The organism is Viscerimonas tarda (assembly GCF_054601255.1).
In genome coordinates this window covers 129,518-143,910 of the sequence record NZ_BAAHWV010000007.1, presented here as the reverse complement: position 1 = coordinate 143,910, position 14,393 = coordinate 129,518, and the positions used below count along the sequence as shown (strand labels likewise).

The following is a 14,393-nucleotide window of genomic DNA, read 5'->3' as shown; positions in this document are numbered from 1 at the left end:
AACCCGCCTCAAAACTCGAAACCTACCGGCAAGCAGAACGGGATATCTGCGAATATTTTGCGGTTCCCTACTCCGAAATCTATAAAACCTGCAAGATATGTCCGCTGACATCCCCCGCCCTGATGCCCGACGCCCTGCATCCAAATGATTTTGGCCATGGAGAGATTGCAAGGGTGTTACGCGCGGTTGTGGAGGGGATATTATAGCGGCCTCCAATCTCCCCGTGGGGTAGGGGACTTTCCCTTTCTGGAATGGATTTGTAGTTTGAACGGACTGCAAATTTAAGGGACTGAACAATAAAAAGCCCCCGACTTTATCGCCGGTAGTTTCTCACGCAAACCGGCAAATAATTAAGGTGAAAACGCACCAAGCCGAAGGCTATAAACCTTTCGGGGTGCGTTTTCACCCATTTTATATGTTGCGTGAGGCTGCAAAAATAGCAATTAAATAGAACTTAATAATCATTTAAACTAAATTTATTTTTATGCGAACACCTATTACTTACTACGGGGGAAAGCAAAATATGCTGAAGTTCATTCGACCCCTTATTCCGGCTCATGAATTGTATTGCGAGCCATTTTGTGGAGGAGCGGCTTTGTTTTTCGACAAAGAGCCTGCCAAGGTCAATGTCATCAATGACCTTAATTCCGAGTTAATCACATTCTACAAGGTTGTAGCCACACAATCGGATGATTTTCGTGCAGAGGTTCTCCGTACACTCCATTGTCGCCAGCAGCACGAGCATGCGTGGCATATTTACAATCATTCGGATTTCTTCTCGGATATTCAGCGCGCATGGGCTGTCTGGGCGCTGTCAAAAATGGGATTCGCAGGGCAATTATCATCTTCATTTGGATTCGACAAATCAGAGTGCAGGCATCCGAAGAAAATGACGAATGCCAAGCTATCGCTCGTGATTGACGAGGGTTTGAAAAATCTGCTTGAAAAGACAACGATTGAGTGCGATGACGCTTTTAAAATCATTGCCCGCTACGACTGCCCGCAGGCGTTCCATTTTATCGACCCACCCTATGTAGGAAGTAATATGGGTCATTATTCCGGCATGTTTAACGAGCAGAACCTGACAGACCTGCTCAACTTATGCGCCACATTGAAAGGAAAATTCATGCTCACAATGTATCCAAATGAGATAATTAAAGAGTTTGCCGACAAACAAGCTTGGCACATTCACGCCGTAGAGCGAAACGTTACGGCCTGCAAAGCTGTGAGCAGAAGGAAGCAAGAAGAGTGGATGGTGGTGAATTATGAGATATGATTGTGAAGTAAAATAAAATTTTTATCGCTACTTGAATAGTATTTTAATAGCTTTTGAAATGCGTAAAAACGTATTTTTACGCATTTCGTTTTTGCTTAAAAAATCGCATCTAGTTTTTGATTGTCTGCGCTTTTGGTTTTGCGGGGATTGCTTGCCTTGTTTCTTCTTTATTTTCAGTTGTTTGTTTCGGTGGTTGACAAATACAAGCCGCTCGCTTAAAACATGCCCATCCTTGTTGTAGAGGGTGATTTGATTGACGCCTGTTTCCAGTTCTTCTAAGGGGAATTTGGCGATAGCTTTGTTGGCTCTTGTCATGTTTAGCTCGGCAAAGGCATTTACCCGTCCGCGACACGAGGAGGTAATTCCAATGATTTCGTTTGCTGTATCGGCATTTTTATATACGGCAACTTGCAGCTCCTCGTTGTTGCTGTTATCCACCGACATTACATAGCCTTGTTGTTGAACGGTTGACAGTTTTTCGGTGTGCCTCTTCCCATTGTGTTCTATTTCGGCATAATAACCCTCTTCTGTCGGGGTCAGGTAAAAGTAGCCCATCCCCTGATGGACGCTTTGGAAAGTGGCAACTGCTTCTTTTTGAGAGTTGTAAACCGTCCCTTTTATTTCAATGCCCATACCTTTATCATCAGTTGCCTTAAAGGCGACTTTCGATTCCAACCCCCGAATCAAGCTTCCACTTTCGGGGAAGAAAGTTACATCTACTTTTTTCAGCTTGTCCCGCTTTTCGCGTTTGTCCGGCGCCGAGAGTTTGCTGCCGATTATCTTCATTTTTGAATAATCGCCCTCTTTTTCAGGTTTCTCATACACGGGAAATACGCGCGTAAATACACAGTCCTCTCCAAAGTTCAGCATATAACGGGTATAAGCCCTCAGCTGATAGAATCCTGAATAGAGGCGATTATCGGGCAAGAAAAACTCGCCATGACACTGACCGTTTTCAATCAGCAACTTGCGGCTGTCAACCAACCGGCCTTCGGGGTTGAGCAATTCAACGTACAGCGTGCGGCTGACATCGGTGAACGTGTTTGCATCGGCTACGTTCACATAGCACTTAAACCAAATGGTTTCGCCCAAAAAGTAGCTGCTGTTATCGAAGTGCAGGTAAACCTTTTCCTGCGGGTAATAATCGGTGAAAGCATTGATATTTTCGACAAAAGAGTATAGCTGTCCTCGCGAACCGACTTCTTCTTGCGCCTGAGATAATAATCCCTGCATTGCCAAGAATGATACAAAAAACAGGCGTATCGTTCTCATAGGATTGCCGTTTTAGCTATCTATGATGTCAAATATATAACTTTTATTTGTTTCTACAATACTATGGATGAAAAATATAAAATTAATTCCGTGCTATTCCGTTGTTTCCGTGTATTGAGTCGCCTCCGCTCCTCGAACGTTGTTTCCGTGTGCCGACTATAAGGTTTTGCGACAATGCTTATAAAATAAATTCCTCCGGTTTTCGTTTAGTAATAAAAGAAAAGTGAATGAAAAGTCTTCTTGGTAGTATTTTGCTGTTTTTACTGGCTTGTTGTTTTTTCTCGTGTGAAGAAAGCGATGATTTTTCGTCCGATCCCAATCTCAAGCTCACATTTTCGTCCGATACGGTTCGATTCGATACGGTATTTACCGGTTTTGGCTCTGCCACCCGTCGATTACTGATTTACAACCGGAACAGTAATTCGTTGACCATCCAATCGGTAGAGCTGGCGAGCGGCGGCAAATCGGGGTTCAGAATCAATGTGGACGGCGTGGGCGGAACGGTTATACGCGATGTGGATATATTGAAAAAAGACAGCGTCTATCTGTTTGTGGAAGTAACGGTTAATCCGCTGAATCAGAACAGCCCCCTGAGAATACGCGATTCTATTCGCTTCAATCTGAACGGAAGGGTTCAATACATCCAGTTAGAGGCTATCGGACAGGATGTTATCTGGTGGAAAACAGGAAAAACAATCGCGCAGGATACCACCTTGACTGCCGAAAAACCGATTCTGGTTTACGACTCCATAGTTGTAGATACCAATGCCGTGCTGACTATCGAAAAAAGCGTACGGCTCTATTTCCACAAAGGAGCAGGGATGAAGGTTTACGGTTCGGTCAACGTCAAAGGAACATTGGAAGAACCTGTTGTTTTCAGAGGCGACCGCACCGATAATATATTTACGGATGTACCCTACGACCGGATTCCCGGACAATGGGAAGGAATTGTAATCGATTCGATTAGCTACAACAATAACTTCGACTATTTCTTTTTGCGCAACGCCGTAAAAGGCATTTGGTTTAATGCTTCCGACCCCTCGCTAAAAAAGGCGGTATTCACCAATTCAATCATACAAAATACCAATTCGCACGGCATCTATGCCATAAATTCCGACATTGAGTTCTATAACTCGCTGCTGGCCAACGCCGGTGGTTCGGTTGCCAAACTGATAGGCGGAAGTTATACTTTCCTGCATTGCACTTTGGCCAATTACATGTCGTGGTGGGGCATGAGGAAAGATGCGGCCTTAACCGTCGGGAATGTGCTGGATGACGGGCAAACGTATGTGGTGATGGATAAATGCGAGTTTAGAAACTCAATTATCGCAGGGCTGAGTTCCTCGGAAATTAAGTTCCAAAACAAGATATTCAGCGCCGAGAAAGAAATTGGTTATTATTTCGAGAATTGCCTGATTAAATCGGGTGGCGAAGACGATGACCAACTGGTGAATATTGTCTGGAACGTTGACCCCGAGTTTAAGAATATCAATAAAGACCGCGATTATTATTACAGTTTTGATTTGGATTCTATTTCTCCCGCCATAAATAAAGCCAATCCCTATTTTTCGACTCCCTTACCCCTGGATATTAGAGGAGTAGCGCGCCTGAGCGACCAAATGCCGGACATTGGTTGCTTTGAGTGGATACCAACACCCGAACAGGAAACCAGAGGTTTATACAAACCGAAAAAGCGATAGCCAACACAAAACACGACTGAATTAAAATCAGACATAGAAATAATTAGCAAATTTGAAAATTAGAGAATTAAAAATGCCTTTTTGGCGCAAGTTAAAAACTTGCGCCAAAAGCGCTATACCTTTTAGAGGTTGTGCAGCGCTAAAAACCTTGCGCCAAAGGAGAGCCTCCCCCACGGGGAGGTTGGAGGGGCTGCTATTCACCACACAAGCCCCCTACCCCAATTAACATAAGGGCAAGGAGCTTGCGATAAACGGTGAATAATCAGTTGTTCTAACTATTATTTGCCTTGTTGAGCGTCTTTTATCATTTTTTCGTTAGGCAGAATGTAAACTTCTACACGACGATTTTGAGCTTTTCCGGCTGTTGTAGAGTTATCCGCAACCGGCTGGGAAGAACCAAAACCTTGAGAAGTCATACGGCTTCCGGCAACACCTTTAGATGCCAGGAAGTTGTAAACAGACTGCGCTCTTTTTTCCGACAAGGGTTGATTAATACCGTCAGAACCTGTGCTATCGGTATGACCGTAGATCTGCACATCAGTATCGGGATTGTTTATCAACGAAGCGGCAAAACTCGACAGCGAATTTTGAGAAGCTGCATTCAATGTGCTTGAACTGGTTGCAAACAAAATACCCGACTCGAAAGTAACTTTAATAGCTTGTCCATCGTTGATTGATTCAACCTGAGCGCCATTAATGCGTTCCAACTCTGCTTTTTGTTTGTCCATCTTGTTTCCGATAATTGCACCGGCCGAACCACCAACTACGGCGCCTATACCAGCGCCCCAGGCAGCGCCTTTGCTACCACCGACTATTGCTCCGATACCAGCGCCCAATAAGCCGCCTGCACCTGCACCTATACCACCGCCTTTAACTGTATTACTGGCGCCACAACTCGAAAACAGAATAGCTACACTTAGTACTACTACTCCTAAAAATGTAAAACGATTCATAATTTTTTTAATTTAAAATGTTATGTAACGATTATTTTAACTCTCTCTGTTCAATCAAACATCCCTATCGACTCGCAATATTGCAGTTCGCCCTGAACGATAAATGTTATTTCTTCTTCTGTCAACTTCACTAATTTATCTTTCTTGACATTCTTTTGCACGTATGCTATCAATTCGTCTTCATCCAAATCAATTACTTCTTCGTCCGAAGTATCATCGGCCAATAGCCCTTTTTCGTCGTAAAAGTCATACATAACATCAATGACATAGTTGATGTCATTGTCCGAAAAACGATTTTTTAACTCTTGGGGCAGGTAGTTTTGTATAAACGTTACCGCTTCATCCTCGTCATATTCAAAAGGTTCTGTGTTATTTGCCATATTATTTATTGTACAAGTTTGCTTATCCTATAACAAAAATATATCCGCTATCTTTGTCAAAGATATAACAATAATTATTTCATTTTTGATTTTGCGGCAGTTTTTTTCTTGCCAGCCGCTTTTTTCGTATTTTCTTTATCCGGATCGCTCTGAATAATTTTCATACATTCCTCGTATGTCATATCCGGCGGATTGACCGATTTGGGTATTTTATAGTTACTCTTCTGATAGGAAATGTATGGCCCGTAACGACCATTAAGAATCTGAATATCAGCATCCTCATCGAATGTTTTTATCAATTTCTCGCTATCTTTTTTCCGCTTCTCCAAAATTAATGCAATAGCCTCATCGCCCGTAATACTGTACGGATCGAAAGTTTTGGGGAGCGATACAAACTGACTGTTATGGCGCACATAAGGGCCAAAGCGACCCACAGCAACCACCATGTCTTTGCCCTCAAATTCGCCTACATTGCGTGGCAAATCGAAGAGTTTTAATGCCTCTTCCAAGGTTATTGTGGATAAGGACTGGTTTTTTTGCAGGCTTGCGAAAGTCGGTTTTTCATCGTCTCCGGTAGTCCCCATTTGTACCATCGGGCCAAAACGCCCTATTTTCACCGATACGGGTTGCCCTGTTTTGGGGTCGTTACCCAATACGCGCTCCCCTACCTTGTGGTCGGTCTGAACGCTCATTGTCTCGTCCACCACCGGATGAAAAACTTTGTAGAAACGGTCTATCATCTTTGTCCAATCTTCCTTTCCATCAGCCACATAGTCGAATTCCTTTTCGACGCTGGCCGTAAAGTTATAGTCGAGAATATTGGGGAAGTACTGCGTTAAAAAATCGTTGACCACCATCCCAATATCGGTAGGTATCAGCTTGTTTTTATCGGCCCCGGCAACTTCGGTTTTGTTTTTATCGGATATTTTGCCTTTTTCGAGGCTCAATACATTGTATTTCCGCTCAACGCCTTCGATGTTGCTCTTTTCGATGTATTCGCGGTTTTGTATCGTTGATATGGTAGGCGCATAAGTCGATGGACGACCGATGCCCAATTCTTCGAGCTTGCGCACCAAGGAGGCCTCGGAATACCTGGCCGGACGTTGTGTGAAACGTTCGGTGGCCGTTGCCCGTTGCATCAAGAGGCGATCCTGCACTTTTACGGGAGGCAGGAGCACGTCCGGGTTTTCATCGTTTTCGTCATCCGTGCTTTCTAAATACACATGCAGAAAACCATCGAATTTAATCACCTCGCCAACTGTCTGAAATTTGTATTCCGTAACCGGAGCGCCGATTGTTATTGTTGTTTTTTCGAGTTCGGCATCGGCCATTTGCGAGGCAATAGTGCGTTTCCAGATCAATTCGTACAACTTCTTTTCCTGAGCCGTACCGTTTACCGTGTGCTCGCTCATGTACGAAGGACGAATGGCCTCATGCGCTTCCTGAGCGCCTTTGGTCTTGGTCGAAAAGCGGCGGGTTTTTACATAATTTTTTCCGTATGCCGTTTCTATCTCGGCCCTGGAGGCGTTGATTGCCAAATCCGAAAGGTTGACCGAGTCGGTACGCATATAGGTAATTTTTCCCGATTCGTATAATTTTTGCGCCAGCATCATCGTCTGCCCCACCGAATAGCCCAACTTGCGAGCCGCTTCCTGCTGAAGGGTTGAAGTTGTAAAAGGCGGCGCCGGCGACTTTTTCGTTGGTTTGGTAACCACATCCTCAATAGTGAAAGAGGCTGGAATCAAACTTTCGAGGAATTTGACGGTTTCTTCCTTGGTGGCCAAGCGTTTATTCAATTCAGCCGTAATTTCATACGAATTACCGTCCTCTTCTTTCCTGAAAACTGCCATTATGCGGTATGCAGCCTCTGCTTTGAAAGCGGTTATTTCGCGTTCGCGTTCCACGATAAGACGTACTGCCACCGATTGAACGCGCCCTGCCGACAATGCCGGTTTCACTTTCTTCCACAAAACGGGCGAAAGTTCAAAACCAACGATGCGGTCGAGCACCCTCCTTGCCTGTTGGGCGTCCACCAAATGCTTGTCAATTTTCCGTGGATTATTTATCGCATTCAGAATCGCATCCTTTGTTATTTCGTGGAAAACGATTCGCTTTGTATTATCGTCTTTCAGGCCTAAGGTTTCAAACAAATGCCAGGATATGGCCTCTCCTTCGCGGTCTTCATCGGATGCGAGCCAAACAGTTTCTACATCTTTTGCCGCCGATTTAAGTTCCGAAACCACCTTCTTTTTATCGGCCGGAATCTCGTACAAAGGCTTGTAATTATGGGCTAAATCAACGCCCAAGTCTTTCTTTTTAAGGTCGCGAATGTGTCCGTAGCTCGACAATACTCTGTAATCTTTTCCCAAAAATTTTTCAATAGTCTTTGCCTTAGCCGGGGACTCTACTATTACTAGGTTTTTTTGCATAAATTCAATCTTTTACGAACACACTGCTTATAGTTTCGCTCATATTCAAACCGCAAAAGTAGTAAAATTGTTTCTTAATCAAAGAAATTTTTCAGCTATCTTAGGACAAATGCATGAAAATGTTAGATATTTATAGCCAATTCAGGGCTTGTTAGCAAGGTAAATCTTGAAAAATTTACTGCTCAGGTCTTTCTGATATGAGCAGGAGATTCCTCCCTTTGGTCGGAATGACTCGCCTGTTAGTGGTTTAAGGGATGGGGAAGTGGCGGCGAAGCCGCCACTTCCCCATCCCCTCTCCCGAAAAGGAGACAGTCATTCCGACCAAAGGGAGGAATCTCATCCGTAACGTGCGTAGTCTTTTACAGGTTTTACCGGACTTTCTTCATGCGCTTGCTCCTTTAACTCCCATTCGGAACATTGCCGCAAAAGATTTCAAAATTTTATTGAACAATTCTTCATCCTTTTTGTTGTATATTATCAAGAGTGTATAATCTATCTACTAATAGCATTTTAAAAGTGGCTTATCAATCAAACATTTATAACTTAATTTTGTTCTCAAAATAAAAAAAGAAACGTTCTACCTCTGATTGTTACATTGTTTTAACTCTGGCATCACACATTTGCAAGTTGTTGTTTTTTCGATGAAACAATGAGGGGTCGGTTTTTTATAAAAAAGAAAATTATGAAAAAAATAAATTTATGCATATTGCTTCTGTGCATGTGTTCGCTTTCTCATACCCAGTCGGCCAACCTGTTTAAAAAAGCTGTCGGTAATGCCGTCGAAAAATCGAAGACCGATTCGGTTGCCAATCCGAAGGCAAAATACAAAGACATCGTGAAGGATGCCAATACAAAGAAGGGATTGTTTACAACGCATTTGACGAAAAAAAACAAGTTGTATTTCGAGTTATCCGATTCGGCAATGACGCACACCTATTTGTTGACAAACCGGATTGCGTCCACAAGTAATACGCACGATTTTGTTGCCGGACAAATGGCTACCAAGCCACTGGTCATCCGGTTCTCGCGCGATTCCACCAATGTTTATATGCACAACGTGCAAACAGAGAACGAAGTGGAAGAGGGTTCTCCGATAGCATCGGCATTCAAAAAGAATTTTTTCGACCCTGTTTTAAAAGGATTCCCCATCGAAGCCGAAAATGGAGGAAATGTGCTTATTGATGTTACCGCATTTTTTGGCGAGAATGAAAAATGCATCAGTCCGATTAAACCCGATAATCCGCTTTCCAAACTACTGGGCGGTTCATCCACCCTGAAAGGAACTTTTGTATCGGGAGCATCCGGCATACAGGAAACCAAAACATTCAAAAAGAACATCGAGATTCGCAGCATGTTGTCATATACCACAACGCCCCTGAACGAACCTTATACGGTAATCGTCAACCGTTCGGTGGTACTGCTTCCCGACACCTTGATGACGATGCGCTTGCAGGACAACCGCGTGGGCTTCTTCAACAGTGACCGCAACCTCTACACCACAGAGCAAGACAAAGTATATCCCTACATATTTATTCACCGCTGGAAACTGGAGCCCAAACCCGGGCAGCGTGAAGCTTACTTCAGGGGAGAGCTGGTGGAACCGGCCAAGCCAATCGTTTTTTATGTGGACAGCGCTTTCCCCGAAAAATGGGCGAAATCTATCCGCCAAGGCATCGAAGACTGGAATACCGCTTTTGAGCAGGCCGGATTCAAGAATGCGATAGCAGCTAAAGATTATCCGAAAAACGACCCCGATTTTGACCCTGACGATATGCGATACAGTTGTTTTAAGTATGCCACTACTCCAACGGCCAATGCCATGGGCCCCAGCCATATCGACCCACGGTCGGGAGAAATTCTTAACGCCGATGTTATTTGGTACCACAATATATTGTCCCTGCTGCATCATTGGCGTTTTACCCAGACAGCCTCCACCGACCCCCGCGTTCGCAAACCGGTATTCGACGACGAGGTGATGCAGGAGTCGATGAGGTACGTGGCCTCGCACGAAATAGGGCATACATTGGGACTGATGCACAACATGGGAGGCAGCTATGCTTTCCCGGTCGATTCGCTCCGAAGCCCGTCCTTCACACAAAAATACGGCACTACTCCGAGCATTATGGATTATGCCCGGAACAATTTTATAGCACAACCCGGCGATTTTGAAAAAGGGGTGAAACTCACGCCTCCGGTACTGGGTGTGTATGATATTTATGCCATCAACTGGGGATACCGGATTATACCCGGCGCTAAAACGCCGCTGGATGAGAAAAAAACCCTGACCGCATGGATTGAAGAGAAGAAAAACGACCCCATGTATGAGTTTGGCGCACAGCAATTTTTAGGAACCATCGACCCAACCGACCAGACCGAAGACCTGGGAAACGACCATATAAAGGCAGGCGATTTGGCGATAAGCAACCTGAAGATTGTAGCCCGGAACCTCGAAAAATGGACGCTGGAGGCCGGCGAAAGATACGATAATGTGGAAACCGCTTACCAAGAAGTAGTGAAGCAGTATGCCCGCTACATTCGCCACGTACTGCCCTACTTGGGAGGAGTGGAATTTAAAGAAATCAGGCAAGGCGAAAATCCGGCAGGGGCAGCCAAAAAGCAAATAACTAAAACCGAACAGCAAAGAGCCATAAAATGGCTGCTGGAACAAATGAGAAGCTACAACTCATGGCTGACGCCACCGGAATTATTGAGCAAAATAGAAATTGATTTGGAAGCAAATAGCCGGTTGCAAACCTCGGTGGTTAACGGCATGTTCAACGCCAGCGTGCTGTACCGTATTTCGGAAGGCGAAAAGCTGGATCCGGTGAATAACTATACCCTGGATGGCTACCTGAACGATGTGATTGCCGAAGTATTTAAAACAAGCTATCAGAATCGCCCGTTAAACGCCGATGAAATAACTATCCAGTCGGCAGCTATCAGTCAGTTGATTAACGGTAGCAGCCTGAGAAAGCAAGAAGCCAGAGCACAGGTTACGGCTTTCGACGACCTCCTGACTTCGGCATCCGAACAGTCGTTGCCCTGCTGTTATTCCGATTTGGAAGATCCCGATCGGCATTCGTTTCTACGGATAAATTTCGGGCTGCCCAGCTTGCCGGGCATACAACTTAACCCCTTGATGGCAGCCCAGCTCAAGAAAGTGTTGGCATTGTACAAACAACGGAGAGCGACAACAGCAGATGCTACCAGCCGGAATTTTTACGATTACCATATCCTGACCATTGACAAGTTATTCAAAGAATAAAACAGGTTCCCGATGAAAAAACTAGTACTCTTCTGCTTTCTACTTTTGTCGTCGTTCGAGTTTAGCGCACAAAACGCAAGCCCCGCTGTTCTTCTTTTGCAGGGAACAGTTGTCGATTCGAGGGGCGAGGCGCTTATTGGCGTTAATGTAAGAGAAAAAGATGGCAAAGCACATGCCGTTACCGATATGGACGGCTCATTTTCTATCAGCCTTTCGTCTGCCTCCAAGAGCGTTATCACAATCTCCTATATGGGATACAAGACGCAGGAGATTAAAGCCGATGGAAAAGAAACCCTTCGGATAGTGATGAATGAAGACGCTCAGATGTTGGACGAGATGGTCGTGATAGGTTACGGCACACAAAAAAGGTCGGCGCTGACCAGTTCTATCGAAACAATTAAGGCCGGAGACATTCTGCGGATGCCTACCGCCAACCTTGATGAAGCCCTTGCCGGACAAGTGGCCGGATTGAGTGTGCTGTCGTTATCCGGCGACCCGAGTTCTCCTCGCGAGGCCGTTATAAACATCCGGGGGATGAGCGATAACCCCTTGTTGGTGATAGACGGCGTTCCGCGTTACGGACGAAATACCTCCGACAGCGAAACCCGTTTGTCGGACCTCAGTCCCGATGATATTGAAAGCATTTCGATACTGAAAGATGCCGCTGCCGCTGCGGTGTATGGCGCGTATGCCGCCAAGGGCGTTATTCTGGTAACAACCAAAAGAGGGAAAGGCGACAAAAAGCTGAACATCAACTATCGGGGACAATACAACCTGCAAACGGCCACCAAATTCCCCGAATTTTTGAATGCCTACGAATTTGCCAGATTACGGAACAAAGCCCTCGAAAACTCGCCGGGTTTTATCGACAACTACAAAATGTTCAGCGATGAAGAATTGGAGACCATCCGAGCAAATGCCGCTCCGAATGAATACGGAAACGAGAACCTGTTCGATTACCTGAAAGATTACGGTTACTCCACCACGCACAGCCTGTCGGTAACGGGCGGCAACAGCGACCTGACTTATTACCTGTCGGGAGGATATACCAATACACAGGGCTTGTATAGCGGTGTTGGGCGCGACAGGTACAACTACTCCATGAAACTGGATGCCACACTGGCAAAGGGCTTAACCCTGTCGTTAGACATGCTGGGCTCGCGCTCCGAAAATAAAAATACAAGCTACTCCACCATCACGGCGGCCTATAGTTTTGCCCCCATTCAGGTACTGAAATTCACCGATGGACGGTTGGCCAGCATAAACGGCGGGAACCCCCTGATTGCCGTAAACGGACTGGGAGGATATACCGACAACGAAGCCAGCATGAGCACCGTCATCGCCAATCTGAAATACGATATAGCGCCTGTAAAAGGCCTCTCTGTGTATCTGAGAGGGACGTTTGACGAAGGGAACACCCACATCAAGAGGTATTCAAAGCCCGTTGCGCTCTACCTGATAGAAAACGGCGCGATAAAGGAAGATGCCAATACCATCTACCCCAAAGCCAAACCTTCGTTGAGCAGGCAAGACCAATCGAACAAAAACGTGTTGATAGAGGCAGGGCTTAACTACAACCGCACATTTGCAGCAAAGCATACCGTCAGCGGCCTTTTGGTTACCAACTATCAGGACAAAAAATACCGTAACTTCGATGGCGCTCGAGACGAATTATCGGGCAGCTACCCCGAACTGATGGTATCGGGAACCGGCAGGCTGAACGATGACGAATTTTATACCGAACGGGCATCGCTGATAGGAAGAGCCACCTACAATTACGATTACAGGTATTTTATCGAAGGAAGCTTCAGGATGGACGGTTCAACCCAGTTTCATCCCGACAACCGCTGGAAACTATTCCCCTCGGTTTCGGGCTCGTGGATGGTAGCCAACGAACAGTTTTTCAAGGATTGGAAGCAACCGGTTATATCCAACATTAAACTAAGAGCCTCAGCCGGTATTTTGGGCGATGCCGGAGATGCAGGATCGTTTTCTTACCTGCCCCAATACATCTTCGCTCCGCGCGAGGGCTATAATATAGGCGGAAATATTGAGCCCGGGGTTATCCTTTCGCCCAGTAACCTGCCCAATCCGAATCTGGAAATGGAAAAAAGAACCACCTACAACCTGGCATCCGATTGGGGATTTTGGGACAATCGCTTTGGCGTAACCTACGAATATTATTGGCGATACCGTACCAATCTGGTCGATAGCGCACCGGCATACCTCTACCCGCCCTCAACAGGCGCCGACGGCAGATACCCCTCTATCAATATCGGGAAGATTAAAGAATGGGGATGGGACTTAACAATTAATCACCGCAACGCCATCAACAAAGTGAAATACAATGTTGACTTCACCCTGTCGAAAACCGATAACAAGGCGCTTAACTGGGGCGATGAGTCGTCTCTGTCGCCTCGCATTCAGCGAAAAGGGAAACCTTATTTAACCTGGCTGCTGTATGAAGCCGACGGCTTATTCCAATCCTGGGAAGAAATAGCGAACTATCCTGTTGATCAGGATGGGCAGGGAAATGCCACCATAGCTCCGGGCGATATTAAATACAAAGACCAAAACGAAGACAACATCCTGTCAGCCGACGACCGGATTTATATCAAAAACTCCTCCTATCCCGATTATACATTTTCGGTTAAGCTGGGCGCCGAATACAAAGGCTTTTTTGTGAACGCTATGTTCCACGGAGTAGCGGGATATAAGAAGCAGATAGCCGAACAGTATTCGTTGTACAACAGCAGTCTGCAACGCTATCAGACCTATCACCGGGACGATAGCTGGTCGGAAGAGAACAAGAATGCGAAGTATCCGCGTGTGAAGTTTTCGACAATAAACGACAACAACCGGCGATCCTCCACATTTTGGGTCAAGGACTGCGACTTTGTCCGTCTGAAAGCTTTGACCATAGGCTATTCGATGCCAACCGACATTATCAGAAAGCTGAATATGAAATCGTTAAGCATCTCCTTGCAAGGCAGTAACCTGTTCACCTGGTCGTCTCTGAAAGAGATGGACCCCGAATCGTTGCGGGACTACCCTATCCAACGGACTTACGGAGCCAGTTTAAGCATCGGATTTTAACCTCGAAAAATAAAATTGAAGA

General features: G+C 45.5%; 9 protein-coding genes. 5 read left to right on the top strand and 4 right to left on the bottom strand.

Going from position 1 to position 14,393, the window contains the following annotated elements:
• On the top strand, nucleotides 1-206 hold a 206-nt coding region (locus tag ACYPWY_RS04930; protein ID WP_459684319.1), incomplete at its 5' end, for an SGNH/GDSL hydrolase family protein.
• Nucleotides 207-484: 278 nt separating this feature from the next.
• Nucleotides 485-1,276, top strand: a complete 792-nt coding sequence (locus tag ACYPWY_RS04925) for a DNA adenine methylase (RefSeq protein WP_459684318.1) — start codon at nucleotides 485-487, stop codon at nucleotides 1,274-1,276.
• A gap of 27 nt (nucleotides 1,277-1,303) precedes the next feature.
• Here ACYPWY_RS04925 and ACYPWY_RS04920 read toward each other — a convergent pair whose 3' ends face one another.
• Nucleotides 1,304-2,548, bottom strand: coding sequence for a hypothetical protein (locus ACYPWY_RS04920; RefSeq protein ID WP_459684317.1), 1,245 nt, complete (start codon nucleotides 2,546-2,548; stop codon nucleotides 1,304-1,306).
• 227 nt (nucleotides 2,549-2,775) lie between these two features.
• On the opposite strand from ACYPWY_RS04920, the gene ACYPWY_RS04915 reads away from it, so the two are divergent.
• Nucleotides 2,776-4,248, top strand: coding sequence for a choice-of-anchor Q domain-containing protein (locus ACYPWY_RS04915; protein WP_459684316.1), 1,473 nt, complete (start codon nucleotides 2,776-2,778; stop codon nucleotides 4,246-4,248).
• 278 nt (nucleotides 4,249-4,526) lie between these two features.
• Here the strand turns inward: ACYPWY_RS04915 and ACYPWY_RS04910 are convergent, their stop codons facing one another.
• The 3 genes from ACYPWY_RS04910 to topA all read right to left on the bottom strand — a co-directional run bounded on the left by ACYPWY_RS04910 (nucleotide 4,527) and on the right by topA (nucleotide 8,010).
• A complete protein-coding gene (locus ACYPWY_RS04910; protein ID WP_459684315.1) occupies nucleotides 4,527-5,201 on the bottom strand; it encodes an OmpA family protein in 675 nt (224 codons plus the stop codon).
• Between the two features lie 50 nt (nucleotides 5,202-5,251).
• The gene (locus ACYPWY_RS04905) at nucleotides 5,252-5,581 is read right to left on the bottom strand and encodes a hypothetical protein (protein WP_459684314.1); all 330 of its coding nucleotides are present in this window, start codon (nucleotides 5,579-5,581) and stop codon (nucleotides 5,252-5,254) included.
• Between the two features lie 74 nt (nucleotides 5,582-5,655).
• Nucleotides 5,656-8,010, bottom strand: a complete 2,355-nt coding sequence (topA, locus tag ACYPWY_RS04900) for a type I DNA topoisomerase (RefSeq protein ID WP_459684313.1) — start codon at nucleotides 8,008-8,010, stop codon at nucleotides 5,656-5,658.
• A 682-nt stretch (nucleotides 8,011-8,692) separates the two neighbouring features.
• Here topA and ACYPWY_RS04895 point away from each other — a divergent pair.
• Together ACYPWY_RS04895 and ACYPWY_RS04890 are read left to right on the top strand one after the other, a co-directional pair.
• Nucleotides 8,693-11,275 carry a zinc-dependent metalloprotease gene (locus tag ACYPWY_RS04895; protein ID WP_459684312.1) on the top strand — a complete coding sequence of 861 codons (2,583 nt, stop codon included), beginning with the start codon at nucleotides 8,693-8,695 and terminating at the stop codon, nucleotides 11,273-11,275.
• A 12-nt stretch (nucleotides 11,276-11,287) separates the two neighbouring features.
• Nucleotides 11,288-14,371 (top strand): SusC/RagA family TonB-linked outer membrane protein, encoded by a 3,084-nt coding sequence (locus tag ACYPWY_RS04890; RefSeq protein ID WP_459684311.1) that lies wholly within the window; start codon nucleotides 11,288-11,290, stop codon nucleotides 14,369-14,371.
• Nucleotides 14,372-14,393: the final 22 nt, after the last annotated feature.

Coding starts and splice junctions, on each gene's coding strand:
- ACYPWY_RS04925 (WP_459684318.1), top strand. CDS start 485: ATGCGAACACCTATTACTTACTACGGGGGAAAGCAAAATATGCTGAAG.
- ACYPWY_RS04920 (WP_459684317.1), bottom strand. CDS start 2,548: ATGAGAACGATACGCCTGTTTTTTGTATCATTCTTGGCAATGCAGGGA.
- ACYPWY_RS04915 (WP_459684316.1), top strand. CDS start 2,776: ATGAAAAGTCTTCTTGGTAGTATTTTGCTGTTTTTACTGGCTTGTTGT.
- ACYPWY_RS04910 (WP_459684315.1), bottom strand. CDS start 5,201: ATGAATCGTTTTACATTTTTAGGAGTAGTAGTACTAAGTGTAGCTATT.
- ACYPWY_RS04905 (WP_459684314.1), bottom strand. CDS start 5,581: ATGGCAAATAACACAGAACCTTTTGAATATGACGAGGATGAAGCGGTA.
- topA (WP_459684313.1), bottom strand. CDS start 8,010: ATGCAAAAAAACCTAGTAATAGTAGAGTCCCCGGCTAAGGCAAAGACT.
- ACYPWY_RS04895 (WP_459684312.1), top strand. CDS start 8,693: ATGAAAAAAATAAATTTATGCATATTGCTTCTGTGCATGTGTTCGCTT.
- ACYPWY_RS04890 (WP_459684311.1), top strand. CDS start 11,288: ATGAAAAAACTAGTACTCTTCTGCTTTCTACTTTTGTCGTCGTTCGAG.